General features: G+C 67.8%; 12 protein-coding genes. 10 read left to right on the top strand and 2 right to left on the bottom strand.

The features are described 5' to 3' along the window. Window positions 1-16: 16 nt before the first annotated feature. From AC5Y4H_RS19130 to AC5Y4H_RS19085, 10 genes are all read left to right on the top strand, one after another. Window positions 17-1549: an anthranilate synthase component I gene (locus AC5Y4H_RS19130; RefSeq protein WP_499984040.1), complete on the top strand. Its 1533-nt coding sequence runs from the start codon at window positions 17-19 to the stop codon at window positions 1547-1549. Next, window positions 1542-2228 carry a TIGR02234 family membrane protein gene (locus tag AC5Y4H_RS19125; protein WP_499984038.1) on the top strand — a complete coding sequence of 229 codons (687 nt, stop codon included), beginning with the start codon at window positions 1542-1544 and terminating at the stop codon, window positions 2226-2228. The genes AC5Y4H_RS19130 and AC5Y4H_RS19125 overlap by 8 nt, the downstream gene beginning before the upstream one ends. Window positions 2229-2338: 110 nt before the next feature. Next, a complete protein-coding gene (gene trpC / locus AC5Y4H_RS19120; protein ID WP_499984036.1) occupies window positions 2339-3157 on the top strand; it encodes an indole-3-glycerol phosphate synthase TrpC in 819 nt (272 codons plus the stop codon). 68 nt (window positions 3158-3225) lie between these two features. After that, the gene (gene trpB / locus AC5Y4H_RS19115; RefSeq protein ID WP_499984034.1) at window positions 3226-4488 is read left to right on the top strand and encodes a tryptophan synthase subunit beta; all 1263 of its coding nucleotides are present in this window, start codon (window positions 3226-3228) and stop codon (window positions 4486-4488) included. Continuing rightward, the gene (trpA, locus tag AC5Y4H_RS19110) at window positions 4485-5300 is read left to right on the top strand and encodes a tryptophan synthase subunit alpha (RefSeq protein ID WP_499984033.1); all 816 of its coding nucleotides are present in this window, start codon (window positions 4485-4487) and stop codon (window positions 5298-5300) included. The genes trpB and trpA overlap by 4 nt, the downstream gene beginning before the upstream one ends. Beyond that, window positions 5297-6976 (top strand): prolipoprotein diacylglyceryl transferase, encoded by a 1680-nt coding sequence (locus tag AC5Y4H_RS19105; RefSeq protein ID WP_499984031.1) that lies wholly within the window; start codon window positions 5297-5299, stop codon window positions 6974-6976. The genes trpA and AC5Y4H_RS19105 overlap by 4 nt, the downstream gene beginning before the upstream one ends. Window positions 6977-7063: 87 nt before the next feature. Then, entirely contained in the window at window positions 7064-7510 is a 447-nt protein-coding gene (locus AC5Y4H_RS19100; RefSeq protein ID WP_499984030.1) for a DUF2752 domain-containing protein, read from the top strand. 66 nt (window positions 7511-7576) lie between these two features. Continuing rightward, a complete protein-coding gene (pyk, locus tag AC5Y4H_RS19095) occupies window positions 7577-8995 on the top strand; it encodes a pyruvate kinase (protein ID WP_499984029.1) in 1419 nt (472 codons plus the stop codon). Window positions 8996-9009: 14 nt separating this feature from the next. Beyond that, entirely contained in the window at window positions 9010-9942 is a 933-nt protein-coding gene (locus tag AC5Y4H_RS19090) for an acyl-CoA thioesterase II (RefSeq protein WP_499984028.1), read from the top strand. A 129-nt stretch (window positions 9943-10071) separates the two neighbouring features. Beyond that, the gene (locus AC5Y4H_RS19085) at window positions 10072-11472 is read left to right on the top strand and encodes a bifunctional lysylphosphatidylglycerol flippase/synthetase MprF (RefSeq protein WP_499984027.1); all 1401 of its coding nucleotides are present in this window, start codon (window positions 10072-10074) and stop codon (window positions 11470-11472) included. Here AC5Y4H_RS19085 and cydC read toward each other — a convergent pair. Further along, window positions 11419-13170, bottom strand: a complete 1752-nt coding sequence (gene cydC, locus AC5Y4H_RS19080) for a thiol reductant ABC exporter subunit CydC (protein WP_499984026.1) — start codon at window positions 13168-13170, stop codon at window positions 11419-11421. The two genes, AC5Y4H_RS19085 and cydC, sit on opposite strands and share 54 nt — an antisense overlap. Continuing rightward, complete coding sequence (cydD, locus tag AC5Y4H_RS19075; RefSeq protein ID WP_499984025.1) at window positions 13157-14770, bottom strand: thiol reductant ABC exporter subunit CydD; 1614 nt, start codon at window positions 14768-14770, stop codon at window positions 13157-13159. The genes cydC and cydD overlap by 14 nt, the downstream gene beginning before the upstream one ends. Window positions 14771-14804 lie beyond the last annotated feature (34 nt).

Here is a 14804-nt window from a genome sequence, read left to right as displayed (position 1 = left end):
CTGGGAGGATGGTTCGGTGCACGCCCACCCCGCCGCGACGACCTCACGAGAGGATTTCCGCCAGCTGGCAGCCGAGCACCGCGTGGTCCCGGTGACCCGCAAGGTGCTGGCCGATAGTGAGACGCCGTTGTCGGCCTACCGCAAACTCGCCGCCGACCGCCCGGGGACTTTTCTGCTGGAATCCGCCGAGCACGGCCGTTCCTGGTCGCGCTGGTCGTTCATCGGTGCCGGGGCGCCATCGGCGCTGACCGTGCGTGACGGTGAAGCCGTATGGCTGGGCTCGGTGCCCCAGGACGCACCGACCGGGGGCGACCCGCTGCAGGCTTTGCGGGCCACGTGCGAGCTGCTGGCCACCGGCCCGGTCCCGGGGCTGCCGCCGCTGTCGGGCGGCATGGTCGGGTTCTTCGCCTACGACATGGTCAGGCGCCTGGAACGCCTGCCCGAACTCGCGGTCGACGACCTCCAGCTCCCCGACATGTTGCTGCTGCTGGCCACCGACGTGGCGGCGGTCGATCACCACGAGGGCACCATCACGCTGATCGCGAACGCGGTGAACTGGAACGGCACCGACGAGCGGGTGGACGAGGCCTACGACAACGCGATTGGGCGTTTGGATGTGATGACCGCGGCGCTGGGCCAGCCGCTGTCATCCACGGTCGGCACGTTCGAGCGGCCCGAGCCGCGCTACCGCGCGCAGCGGACCGTCGAGGAGTACGGCAAGGTCGTCGATTACCTCGTCGAACAGATCGCCGCGGGCGAGGCCTTCCAGGTGGTGCCCTCGCAACGGTTCGAAATGGACACCCACGTCAATCCGATCGATGTGTACCGGATGTTGCGGGTCACGAATCCGAGCCCCTACATGTATCTGCTCCACGTCCCGAATGACGCTGGCGGAACTGACTTTTCAATCGTCGGCTCCAGCCCCGAGGCGCTGGTGACCGTCGCCGACGGCATCGCGACCACCCATCCGATCGCCGGAACGCGGTGGCGCGGGGGCACCGACGAAGAGGACCAGCTGCTGGAAAAGGAGCTGTTGGCCGACGAGAAGGAACGCGCCGAGCACCTGATGCTGGTCGACCTGGGCCGCAACGATCTGGGCCGGGTCTGCGCGCCGGGGTCCGTGCGCGTCGAGGACTACAGCCATATCGAACGCTATAGCCACGTGATGCACCTGGTGTCGACGGTGACGGGCACGCTCGGCGAGGGTCGTACCGCGCTGGATGCCGTGACCGCCTGCTTCCCGGCCGGCACGCTCTCCGGCGCACCGAAGGTACGGGCCATGGAGCTCATCGAAGAGGTGGAGAAGACCCGCCGCGGCCTGTACGGCGGCGTCGTCGGCTACCTGGACTTCGCCGGCAATGCCGACTTCGCGATCGCCATTCGCACCGCCTTGATGCGCGACGGCACCGCCTACGTGCAATCCGGCGGCGGGGTAGTCGCGGACTCCAACGGCCCCTACGAGTACACCGAGGCGACCAATAAGGCGCGCGCGGTGCTCAGCGCGATCGCCGCCGCCGAGACGCTGACCGAACCCGCGGCCGATGACTGAGGCCGGCGCCGGCACCGGACGGTCGAGGAGCCGGTGGTTGATCCGAATTGCCCAGGCAGCGCTGGTGGTTGCCGCCGGGACGCTGTGGGTGGCCTCGCGCCTGCCGTGGGTCGTGATCCGATCGTTCGACGGGCTGGGGCCGCCCAAACAGGTCACCTTGGCCGGGGCGGCGTGGTCGACGGCGCTGCTGCCGTTGGCGTTGCTCCTGCTGGCCGCGGCCGTGGCAGCCATCGCCGTGCGGGGCTGGCTGTTGCGCGCGCTCGCCGGCCTGCTGGCGGTGATCAGTCTGGCGGTCGGCTACCTGGGAGTCAGCCTGTGGGTGCTGCCCGATGTGGCCGTCCGCGGTGCGGAACTGGCGCACATCTCGGTGATGTCGCTGGTCGGAAGCGAGCGGCGGTACTGGGGCGCGGGCATCACGGTGCTCGCCGCGGCCTGCACGTTGATCGCCGCCGTCCTGCTCATGCGGTCGGCGTCGGATTCCGGGTCGGCCCGCTCGAGCGCAATACGGTATGCGGCACCGGCGACGCGCCGGTCGATTGCGCGACGCAGATGCGCCGACGGGGCGATCCTGGAGGAGCCGAAGACGCCGGGAATGTCGGAGCGGATGATCTGGGACGCGCTTGACGAGGGACGCGACCCGACCGATCGGGCAGGTGAGTCTGACACCGAGGGTCGGTGAAGGGCCGCAAGCCATGGGCCGCTACCCTTCATTGACGTCGTTGCAATCGGCTGGGACACACAGGAGCCGTGGGATGACAACGGGCGGCATGGCGAAGGGAAACGACAGGCATGAGTCCGGCAACCGTGCTTGACTCCATCCTCGAGGGAGTCCGGGCCGACGTTGCCGCGCGCGAAGCGCTCATCAGCCTGTCGGAGATCAAAGCCGCCGCCGCGGCCGCGCCGGCGCCACGCGATGTGATGGCCGCTCTGCGCGAGCCCGGGATCGGCGTCATCGCCGAAGTCAAGCGCGCGAGTCCGTCGGCGGGCTCCCTGGCGACGATTGCGGATCCGGCCAAGCTGGCGCGAGCCTACGAAGACGGTGGCGCCCGCATCATCAGTGTCTTGACCGAGGAGCGACGGTTCCACGGCTCGCTCGATGACCTCGACGCGGTTCGCGCGGCGGTCTCGATACCGGTTCTGCGCAAAGACTTTGTCTTGCAGCCCTATCAGATCCACGAAGCGCGTGCGCACGGCGCCGACATGTTGCTGCTCATCGTCGCCGCGCTGGAGCAGTCGGCGTTGGTGTCGATGCTGGACCGCACCGAATCGCTGGGCATGACGGCGCTGGTCGAGGTGCACACCGAAGAAGAAGCCGACCGGGCGCTGAAGGCCGGCGCCAGTGTAATCGGCGTCAACGCCCGCGATCTGGCGACGCTGGAAGTGGACCGGGATTGCTTCGCGCGCATCGCTCCCGGTCTGCCGAGCAACGTGATCAGGATCGCCGAGTCCGGTGTGCGCGGCACCGGAGACCTGCTGGCTTATGCCGGTGCCGGTGCCGACGCCGTTTTGGTCGGCGAAGGCCTGGTCAAAAGCGGTGATCCGCGCGCCGCCGTTGCCGACCTCGTTACCGCGGGCACCCATCCGTCCTGTCCGAAACCGGCTCGCTAGTCGTTACGTCACTGAAGAGCCCCGCGCTGATACGTTGAACCCATGAGCCATCCCCGCGTAGAGCCTTGGTGATGGTGGACCTGTCCCGCCCGGACCTTCCGCTCCCGAGCGCAGCCATCGCAGAACCCACCCGTCACGAGCCCGATGCCGGTGGCCATTTCGGCGTGTACGGGGGCCGCTACGTCGCCGAGGCGTTGATGGCCGTGATCGAAGAGGTCACCGCCGCCTACGAGAAGGAACGTGTCAACCAGGATTTCCTGGACACGCTCGATTACCTGCAGGCGAACTACGCGGGCCGACCGTCGCCGCTGTATGAGGCGCCCCGGCTTTCCGAGCAGGCCGGTGCGCGCATCTTCCTCAAGCGAGAAGACCTGAACCACACCGGTTCTCACAAGATCAACAACGTGCTCGGGCAGGCGTTGCTGGCCCAGCGGATGGGCAAGAAGCGGGTGATCGCCGAGACCGGGGCCGGCCAGCACGGCGTGGCGACCGCCACCGCGTGCGCCTTGCTCGGCCTCGACTGCGTGGTTTACATGGGCGCCGTCGACACCGAGCGTCAGGCGCTCAACGTGGCTCGGATGCGCCTGCTCGGGGCCACGGTCGTCTCGGTCGAAAGCGGTTCGAAAACGCTCAAGGATGCCATCAACGAGGCATTTAGGGATTGGGTTACCAATGCCCACAACACTTTCTACTGTTTCGGCACCGCGGCCGGCCCGCACCCCTTCCCGGCCATGGTGCGCGACTTCCAACGCATCATCGGCCTCGAGGCGCGCGCCCAGATCCAGGCCCAGGCGGGCCGGTTGCCCGACGCCGTGGTGGCCTGCATCGGCGGCGGTTCCAACGCCATCGGTATCTTCCACCCATTCATCGACGACCCGAACGTGCGGTTGATCGGCTTCGAGGCGGCCGGTGATGGTGTCGAAACCGGAAGACACGCCGCGACATTCAGCGGCGGCTCGCCCGGTGCGTTTCAGGGATCGTTCTCGTATCTGCTGCAGGACGAGGATGGGCAGACCATCGAATCTCATTCCATCTCAGCGGGTCTCGATTACCCGGGAGTGGGTCCAGAACATGCGTATCTACGCGAGACGGGGCGCGCCGAGTACCGTCCGATCACCGACTCGGAGGCAATGGATGCGTTCCGCGTGCTGTGCCGCACGGAAGGGATCATCCCGGCGATCGAATCGGCGCACGCGATAGCCGGTGCCCTGAAATTGGGCCCCGAATTGGGACGGGGCGCGATCATCGTGGTGAACCTGTCCGGGCGCGGCGACAAGGACGTCGAGACCGCCGCGAAATGGTTCGGGCTGTTGGGATCCAGCGATCGATGACGGTTAAACACAGCGAAGCGGACAAGCTCGGGTCGGTTTTCGATGGCTGCCGCAGCGACAACCGCGCGGCGCTGATCGGCTATCTGCCCACCGGTTACCCCGACGTGCCGACGTCGGTGAAAGGGATGATCGCACTGGTCGAATCCGGTTGCGACATCATCGAAGTCGGGGTTCCCTATTCGGATCCCGGCATGGACGGCCCGACCATCGCCAAGGCCACCGAGATCGCGCTGAACGGGGGAGTGCGCGTTCGTGACACCCTTGCCGCGGTCGAGGCGATCAGCGCGGCCGGCGGCCGTGCCGTGGTGATGACCTACTGGAACCCCGTGGTGCGCTATGGCGTTGACGCGTTCGCGCGGGATCTGGCATCGGCCGGCGGGTACGGCCTGATCACGCCCGATCTCATCCCCGACGAAGCCGGGCAATGGTTGGCGGCCTCCGACGAGTATCGGTTGAACCGGATCTTTCTCGTCGCGCCGTCCTCGACACCACAGCGGTTGGCGATGACGGTCGAGGCTTCGCGTGGCTTCGTCTACGCGGCTTCGACGATGGGCGTCACGGGTGCGCGTGACGTCGTGTCCAACGCGGCGCCCGAATTGGTGAGCAGGGTCAAGGAGCTATCCGACATACCCGTCGGTGTCGGTCTGGGGGTGCGATCGCGAGAGCAGGCCGCCCAGATCGGCAGCTACGCAGACGGTGTCATTGTCGGGTCCGCGCTGGTGTCGGCGCTGGGAGACGGAGGTTTGACTGCATTGCGTGCACTGACTGAAGAACTCGCCGCCGGTGTTCGTGAGAGGGCGGCCGCCTCGTGACGAAGCTACTGGCCTATTTCCCGAGCCCGTCGCAGGGTGTATGGCACCTCGGGCCGCTGCCCATCCGGGCCTACGCGCTGTTCATCATTGCGGGCATCGTGGCCGCATTGCTCATCGGTGACCGGCGTTGGGCCGCCCGCGGTGGCGAGCGCGGGGTGATCTACGACATCGCGTTGTGGGCCGTGCCGTTCGGGCTGATCGGTGGCCGGCTCTACCACCTGGCCACCGACTGGCGGACATATTGGGGCCCCGGCGGCGCGGGACTCGGGGCGGCCGTGCGGATCTGGGACGGCGGCTTGGGCATTTGGGGCGCGGTGGCGCTCGGCGGCGTCGGCGCCTGGATCGGCTGCCGCCGGCGTGGGATCCCACTTCCGGCCTTCGCCGACGCGCTGGCGCCGGGAATCATTCTGGCGCAGGCCATCGGTCGCCTCGGCAATTACTTCAACCAGGAACTCTACGGCCGCGAAACCACCCTGCCGTGGGGTCTGGAGATCTTCAACCGCCGAGATGGGTCGGGATTTGAGAGCCCGCATTTGCTGGACGGTGTCTCGACGGGCCACGTCGCATTCGTGGTGCAGCCCACGTTTCTTTACGAATTGATCTGGAATGTACTGGTTTTCGTAGCGCTGATCTACGCCGACCGGCGCTTCAATCTTGGCCACGGCCGGCTGTTCGCGCTGTACGTCGCGGGCTACTGCGTGGGGCGGTTCTGTGTCGAGTTGCTGCGCGACGACACCGCCACCCACATCGCCGGCATCCGGATCAACTCGTTCACATCCACTTTCGTGTTCATCGGGGCCGTCGTGTACCTGATGGCGGCGCCGAAGGGCCGCGAAGATCCCGCCAGCCTGCGCGGCAACGAGTACCTCGACGAGGAAGCGGCCGCCGCTGAGCCGGAGGATGAACCCGCAACCGTGGCCGCCGCGACGGCCGCGGCGGGCGCTGCGGCGGCGGCCGACGCGCCGACAGGCTCCGCCGCGACGGCGGAGCCCGCCGACACCACCCCCGCCGACGCGGAAGCCGAAGAACCGGTGGCGGACTCGACGGAAGCGGCCGCCGAGGTGGAGCCGGGCGAGGACGGGACGGACAGGCCCGAGGCCGAACCGGAAGCCGAGCCCGAAACCGAGGCCTTGGCCGAGGGCTCCGAGTCGGACGAGCCGGTGGCCGAGGCCGAAGAGCTCGAAGCGGAACCGGAAGGGGAGGACGCGGCGGAGCCCGAGGCCGCCGCCGAGCGGGCCGAGGAACCGGAACCGGAAGCCGAGGAAGCAGAAGCAGAGCCCGAGGCCGCCGCCGAGGAGGCCGAGGAACCGGAACCAGAAGCCGACGAACCAGAACCGGAAGCCGAGGCGGCAGCACAAGATCAAGATGCCGAAGAGTCCGAAACCGACAAGCCCGAGGCCGAGTCCGACGAACCGGAAGCGGAAACCGCGGCGGCCGACGACGAAGAACCGCAAGCCGCAACGCAAGACGAGCCCGTCGACGAGGACACGGACCACGAGCCCGCCGCCGAAGCAGCCGAAACGGACGAAACGTCCGAAGCTGATGCCGCTGATGACTCGACGGCGGCCACCGAACCCGAACCCGCCGCCCAAGAGACCGCCGAAACAACCCCGGCCCAGCCGGAACCCCGTCGGCGATGGGGCGCGCGACTGCGGAATCGCTTGTCGGGCCGCTAACCGCCGCCGTGTCCGGATTTCGCGCGGTCGGTGGGCAATGGATCTGGCATGCTGAAATGCGTGACCAACTCAAGGTCAGCGGCCTAGATGATGCAGCCGCGCCCAGCCACGCATGCTCCGGGGCGACCGCATCCGCACGGCCTGCGGCGTCATCGCCTCTTCACCGCGGCCGGTACCGGCGTGGCGGTGGGTGGCGCGCTCGGCTACGTCGCGCTGGTCGACCCGCACAGCCCGAGTTCGGTCTACCCGGCGTGTCCGTTCAAGTTGCTCACCGGCTGGAATTGCCCGTTCTGCGGCGGCCTGCGGATGACGCACGACCTGCTGCACGGCGACTTGATGGCCGCCATCCACGACAACGTCTTCGCGCTGATAGGAATCCCGCTGCTGGCCGCATGGCTATTGGTGCGACGCGCGCGCGGCAAGGGGTTGCCGCCCAGAGCGGCGTTGCTGACGGTCGTGGTCGCGACGATCGCCTGGACGGTGCTGCGTAACCTGCCCGCCTTCCCGTTGTTTCCGACCGTTCTTGGTGGGTAAGAGCACACTGCGCGGCGGCGGTTATGTGCGGGCCGCGGGGGTCGCACGCGACTATGCTGGGTCGGCGTGAGTAGACGCGGAAAGATCGTCTGCACCCTTGGCCCTGCGACCAGTTCGGATGAGTCGATTCTGGCCCTGGTTGGGGCCGGAATGGACGTCGCCCGGCTGAACTTCAGCCACGGCGACTACGCCGATCACAAAGCCGCCTACGAGCGTGTCCGGTCCGCGTCCGACGCCACGGGCCGAGCCGTCGGCGTCCTCGCCGATCTGCAGGGCCCCAAGATCAGGCTGGGACGTTTCGCCACCGGCCCCACGTACTGGGCCGACGGTGAAACGGTGCGGATCACCGTCGCCGACTGCGAGGGCGACCATGACCGAGTGTCGACCACCTACAAGAAGTTGGCCCAGGACGCGTCCGTCGGTGACCGGATTCTGGTCGACGACGGCAAGGTCGGCCTGGTCATCGACGGGATCGAGGGCGACGACGTCATCTGCACCGTGGTCGAGGGCGGGCCGGTCAGCAACAACAAGGGCATTTCGCTGCCCGGCATGAACGTGTCCGCACCGGCCTTATCGGAGAAGGACGTCGAGGACCTCACCTTCGCGCTGGAACTCGGTGTCGATCTGGTCGCGCTCTCTTTCGTGCGTTCGCCGTCCGACGTCGAGTTGGTGCACGAGGTGATGGACCGCGTCGGCCGGCGGGTGCCGGTGATTGCGAAGCTGGAGAAGCCGGAGGCCGTCGACAATCTGGAAGCCATCGTGCTGGCTTTCGACGCGATCATGGTGGCCCGTGGCGACCTCGGCGTCGAACTGCCCCTGGAGGAAGTTCCGCTGGTGCAGAAGCGGGCCATCCAAATGGCCCGGGAGAACGCGAAACCGGTGATCGTGGCGACCCAGATGCTGGATTCGATGATCGAGAGTTCACGGCCGACCCGGGCCGAGGCTTCTGACGTCGCCAACGCCGTCCTCGACGGCGCCGACGCGGTCATGTTGTCCGGGGAGACCTCGGTCGGGAAATACCCGCTGGCGGCGGTCCGGACGATGGCGCGCATCATCTGCGCGGTCGAGGACAATTCCACGGCCGCGCCGCCGCTGACACACGTGCCGCGCACGAAACGTGGGGTGATCTCCTACGCCGCCCGCGACATCGGCGAGCGGCTCGACGCCAAGGCGCTGGTCGCGTTCACCCAGTCCGGTGACACGGTCAAGCGCCTCGCGCGCCTGCACACCCCGCTGCCGCTGCTCGCCTTCACCGCGTGGCCCGAGGTGCGCAGCCAGCTCGCCATGACCTGGGGCACCGAAACGTTCATCGTCCCGATGATGACCTCTACGGACGGCATGATCCGCCAGGTCGATAAGTCGCTGCTGGAGCTCGGTCGCTACAGGCGTGGCGACCTGGTGGTCATCGTCGCCGGCGCGCCACCTGGCACAGTAGGGTCAACCAACCTCATCCATGTGCACCGGATCGGGGAGGACGACGTCTAGCTAGAGGAGAACGTGTGGCGGACGGCTGTGGGTCTCAAGAGCCAGAAGACGCCGCGACACACGCCCATCCGGATTTCGCGGAGCTGCTGGCGACGCTCGACCTCGAGCGTGTCGACGACAACCTGTTTCTCGGCTCGCATCCGAGCAAGAACCCGATGCGGACCTTCGGCGGCCAGCTGATGTCGCAGTCGTTCGTCGCGAGCACTCGCAGCCTGATTCGCGGCGACCTGCCGCCGAGTGCGCTGTCGGTGCACTTCATCAACGGCGGAGACACCGCCAAGGACATCGAGTTTCACGTCACCCGGCTACGCGACGAGCGCCGCTTCGCCAATCGGCGCGTCGACGCAATGCAAGGCGGCACGTTGCTGTGCTCCGCGCTGATCTCCTACATGGCGGGCGGCCGCGGCCTTGAGCACGGCATCGAGCCGCCCGAGGTAGCCGAGCCGCACACGCAGCCCACGATCGGCGAACTGCTGCGCGGCTACGAGCAGACGGTTCCGCACTTCGTCAATGCACTGCAGCCCATCGAATGGCGTTACACCAACGACCCGGCATGGGTGATGCGCACCAAGGGCGACCGGCTCGCGCACAATCGGGTCTGGCTGAAGGCCCTGGGCGAACTTCCCGACGACCCGTTATTGCACACGGCAACAATGGTGTATTCGTCGGACACCACGGTATTGGACTCGGTTATCACGACGCACGGTCTTTCGTGGGGATTCGACCGCATATTCGCCGCGTCGGCCAATCATTCCATTTGGTTTCACCGGCAGGTCGACTTCAACGACTGGGTGTTGTATTCCACATCATCGCCGGTAGCGGCTGATTCGCGCGGGCTGGGCACCGGGCACTTCTTCGATCGGTCCGGGCAACCGCTGGCCACGGTGGTGCAAGAAGGCGTCCTGAAATACTTCCCTTCTTCCGGTCGCCAAAACGTGACCGAATAGGCGCGAAATCTCTCGTTCGAATTCGGCCCCGAAACGGTCGTCTCCGGGCGTAGCGTTGGCGTGGTCGGGTATTCGATGCAGAGGCGGCCATCGAGCCGCAAGCTGGTGTCAGCGCATCGGGAGGTGATTGTGAACGGGCCAGTGGTGGACGTCAGGACCGCGAGAACCCGCGCGCGCGAACGCGTTGTCGTGTCGGTCGATTCACTCGCGGCCCGCTTGATCGGTGCCCTGGCGCTGTTCTGTGCTGCCTGCTGGTTCATCGCGATACTCGCTCGGCACCACAGCCATCCCAGCTGGGACTACACCGACCGGCTGGCCTGGTCGCTGACCGTTTTGGTGGCGGTGGCCTGGATGGCTCGCGGCATTTTCCTGGGCCGCCCCGTGACGACGATGCATGCCATCGCTGCCGCGTGTTTCGTGCTGGTCGGGCTGGGCTTGCATGTGTTGTCCTTCGATCTGTTCGGTGACGTGGTGATAGCCAGCTCGGGCATGGTGTTGATGTGGCCGACGACCTCCCATCCCCGGCCCGATGACGTGCCCCGGCTGTGGAACTTGATCAATGCGACCGGCGGCGACGCGCTCGCCCCGTTCACCATGCAGACCGGCAAGAGCTACCACTTCACCGCCGACGGGACCGCGGCGCTCGCCTACCGCACGCGGATGGGAATCGCCGTGGTCGGCGGTGACCCGGTCGGTGACGAGGCGCGCTTCCCGGAACTCGTCGCCGATTTCGCCGCCACCTGCCACGCCCATGGGTGGCGCATCGCGGTGGTGGGGTGCAGTGAGCGGCGGCTGGGCCTGTGGAACGATTCGTCGGTATTGGGACAATCGTTGCGGCCCGTACCGATTGGCCGTGATGTCGTGGTTGACGTCGCGAGCTTCGACATGGTCGGCCGCAAATTCCGCAACCTGCGTCAGGCGGTGAAACGCACCCACAATTGCGGTGTGACAACCGAAATCGTGGCGGAGCAGGAACTCGACGACAAGCTGCTGGCCGAGCTCACCGAGGTGGTGCGGGAGTCCTCCAAGGGGGCCCACGCCGACCGCGGCTTCCACATGAACCTCGACGGCGTACTGGAAGGCCGTTTCCCCGGAATCCAGCTGATCATCGCCAGGGACAAAGCCGGCACTGTGCAGGCGTTTCACCGCTACGCGACGGCCGGCGCGGGCAGCGACATCACCCTCGACGTGCCGTGGCGCCGGCGCAGTGCGCCCAACGGGCTCGACGAGCGGCTCAGCGTCGACATGATCATGGCGGGCAAAGAGACTGGGGCACAGCGGGTGTCGCTTGCTTTCGCCGCGTTCCCCGAGATCTTCGACGACAAGAACCGTGGCTGGACCCAGCGCGTCTTTTATCGGTTGATCCACGTGCTCGACCCGTTGATCGCGCTCGAGTCCTTGTACCGGTATGTACGCAAATGGCATGCCCTTGACGCCCGGCGTTATGCGCTGATCTCCATGACGCAGATCGTCCCGTTACTGTTCGTGTTGCTGTCGCTGGAATTCATGCCGCGCCGGCGCCACCTCTGAGTGTGCCCGCGTCTGCGTGATGGTCAGTTGCCCACAGTCCAGTCCCTCGGGCAGGTGGTGAGTCGCGACCACCACGGTCCGGTGCGGAGAGATCAATCCTGAGTCCGGGGCCAACAGGTTGCGCAGCACGCGCTCCGCGTCGGTGACGTCGAGATGTTCGGTGGGCTCGTCGAGCAGCACGATCCTCGCGGGCGAGATCACCGCCCGGGCGAGCAACAGCCTTCTGCGCTGGCCGGCCGAAAGAGCTTGCGCCCCACCGCTGAGCACCGTGGACAAACCTTCGGGCAGGCCGGCGATCCACGGGTGCAGGCCGACCGCTTCCAGTGCTGCCGTCAATTCTTCGTCGGGGCAGTCCCCCCGCGCGACCAACAGGTTGTCGCGGACGGTGGTGGCAAAGATGTGGGCGTCCTCGGCGAAAAACCCGATCGCGCGGCGCAGATCGACTTCGTCTAGCTCGCTAATGTCCGTATCGTTCAGCCTCACCTGCCCGTCCAGCGGCGGCAGCAGGCCGGCGAGCGTCATCAGCAGGGTCGTCTTCCCGGAACCGCTCGCGCCCGTGATGCACAATCGAGCCCCCGGCGGCAGGTCCACCTTGATGCGGATCGAGCGCGCGGCATCGTCGTGCCCCGGACGGACGTCGGCCGACAATTCCGCGCATTCGGACGGTTCCCCCGAGCCGACGTGGCCCGGAATGGACGCGCTCGTTGTCGCGGTCTCGGGCCCGGGCGGGGCCAGTTCGAGCAGCCGACGGGCGGCGATCCGCGACCGCGTCAATTGAACGGCTGCCGCCGGCAACGGCGACATCGCCTCGAAGGCGGACAGCGGCAGCAGCATCAGCACGGCCAGGGTGGTGGGGGCGACGGCGTGCGCCAGTCCGATCCCGGCCACCACCGCGCCGAGCACGCTGGCCCCGATCGCGGCGGTGTGCATCGCCTCGGCGACCGCGGCCGGTCTGGCGGCGGCGTCCAGCGAATCGCCCCAAGCGCGTTGACAGCGTTGCGATTCGGCGATGATCTCGGGAAGCAGGCCTGCCACCCGAAGCTCGGGCGCGTGTTCGAGGGCGATCATGGCCGACGTGTCGCGCTCGGAATGATGTTGCCGGGCAAGGCCTTCCTGCGTGGCGGCGGCCCGACCGGCAAGCCGGGGAGCGACAAACCCGGCGATCAGCAGGCAGAGGGTCAGCACGACGGCCGCCGACGGTGAGATGACACCGACGACCGCCGTTGCCGCCAACGCAAGCACTACTGCGACGCCGATCGGCACCAGCGCGCGCACCAGGACGTTGGCCAACTCGTCGACGTCGGTGCCCACCCGGGCCACCAGCTCGCCGCTGTGCAGCCGGACGGAGGCCGCCGCCGGTCCGCGCGCCAGCCGTTCGTAGACCTGGACGCGCGCGGTGCCGGCCGCGCGGAGGGCCGTGTCGTGGGTGGCCAGTCGCTCGCAGTAGTTCAGCACTGCCCGCGAGATCGCGAACATGCGAACCGCGACCGCCGCCACCGACAGGTCCAGCACGGGCGGCATCTGCCAGGCCCGCGTGATCAGCCATGCCGAAACGCCGGCCAGGGCCAGCGCGCTGCTGAGCGAGAGCACGCCGAGCGCGATCGCCATAAGGACGCGGGGTAGCCGCGGGCGCAGCAGGTCTGCGGCGGCCAGCAGAGGCTCAGCGCGGTGACCCGCAGCGGCTTCACGCTGGGGCATAGCACACCCCCCGCTCGGCGACGACCTCGATGACCTGATCGCCGATGGCTAGGACCGGCGCGCGATGGCCGACGACGATCACGGTCGCACCCGTTCGCGCCCGCTCGACGATCGCCCGCAAGACGCGTTCTTCGGTGGCTGCGTCCAGGTGTGCGGTCGGCTCGTCGAGCAACAGCACGGCGGCCGTCGAGCCGAGCGCCCGTGCCAGACCCAACCGTTGTCGTTGTCCCAGCGACAATCCGACACCGCCGCGCCCGAGTGCGGTGCTACCCGCATCTGGCAGCTCGGCCAACACCGCGTCGAACCCGGAATCGGCACAAGCCTTTTCGACGTCTTCGAGGTTCCCGAGCAGCATCAGGTTCTCATCGACGGTACCCGGCACGAGTACCGGGCGTTGCGGGAGCCAGGACAGCTGCGCCCACCATCCGGTCGGCTCCAGGTCGGCGACGTCGACGCCGTCCACGATGACCCGGCCCGACGAGGGCATGCCGATGCCGGCGATCGCCCGCAGGGTCGTGCTTTTGCCGGCGCCATTACGTCCGGTCAGCACTGTCACCGAGCCCGGTTCGATGAGCGCGTTCAGATCGAGCGGCGCCCGGCCGTCCCGGCCGTCCACGGTCAGATGATCGAGGTGAATCCCAGCGCCGCGCGCGGTGACCGTCTGAGTCCTTTCCTTCGGCACGGTCGGCTCGCCGATGAGGGCAAAGGCCGCACCGGCGGCGGCCCTGCCGTCCTGCGCGGCGTGAAACTCCACGCCGATGCGGCGCAGCGGCCAGTAGACGTCCGGCGCCAGCAGCAGGACCGTCAAGCCGGCGGCCAGGGTCATTTCACCGAACACCAGCCGAAGGCCTATCCCGACGGCGATCAACGCCACCCCGAGTGTGGCCAACAGCTCCAGCACCAAAGCCGACAAGAATGCGATCCGCAGCGTCGCCATGGCCGAACGGCGGTGCGCTGCAGCCAGTTCGGCGATGCGATGCTCGGGGCCCACGGTGCGTCCCAGCGCGCGCAGGGTGGGGATGCCGGCGATCAGGTCCAGCAGGCGGGCCTGCAGCGTCGTCATCGCGGCCAGCGCTGCGGCCGAACGGTCAGCGGTTGCCAGTCCGATCAGCACCATGAAGATCGGTATCAGTGGCAGCGTGATCGCCACGACGACCGCCGATTTCAGGTCGTATGCCGCGATCACGACGACGGTGGCCGGGGTCAGGATCGCGGCGAGCAGCAACGTCGGCAGGTAACCGGTGAAATAAGGGCGCAAGCCATCCAGCCCGCGGGTGACCACGACGGCGGCGGAGTCGCGTTGTGTTGCGAGTTGGCCGGGTTGCCCGGCGGTCACCGCGGAAAGCACCTGGCCGGACAGGTCGGCGACGACCGCGCTGGCTCCGCGTTGCCCCAGCCGGGCCTGGAGCCAATGCGTCACAGCGCGAACGGTCCACAGCGTCAACAGGATTGACAGCGGGACAACGAAGACGTGCAAGCTCCGGGCGGTGGGATCGCCGACGGCGCGGGCGACGAGGCCCGCCAAGACGATCGCCGAGCCGATCGCGCAGCCGGAGATCAGTACGCCGCAGCCCACCACGCCGACCAGGTAGCGGCGCACCGCCGCCGACGCCCGCCACAGGCGCGGGTCTAGG

The sequence above is a fragment of the Mycobacterium sp. NGS58 genome, from assembly GCF_059812385.1.
Note: the sequence above shows the minus strand (reverse complement) of the source record. Positions and strands in the feature narration are given on the sequence as shown.

Coding starts and splice junctions, on each gene's coding strand:
- AC5Y4H_RS19125 (WP_499984038.1), top strand. CDS start 1,542: ATGACTGAGGCCGGCGCCGGCACCGGACGGTCGAGGAGCCGGTGGTTG.
- trpC (WP_499984036.1), top strand. CDS start 2,339: ATGAGTCCGGCAACCGTGCTTGACTCCATCCTCGAGGGAGTCCGGGCC.
- trpA (WP_499984033.1), top strand. CDS start 4,485: ATGACGGTTAAACACAGCGAAGCGGACAAGCTCGGGTCGGTTTTCGAT.
- AC5Y4H_RS19100 (WP_499984030.1), top strand. CDS start 7,064: ATGATGCAGCCGCGCCCAGCCACGCATGCTCCGGGGCGACCGCATCCG.
- cydC (WP_499984026.1), bottom strand. CDS start 13,170: ATGCCCCAGCGTGAAGCCGCTGCGGGTCACCGCGCTGAGCCTCTGCTG.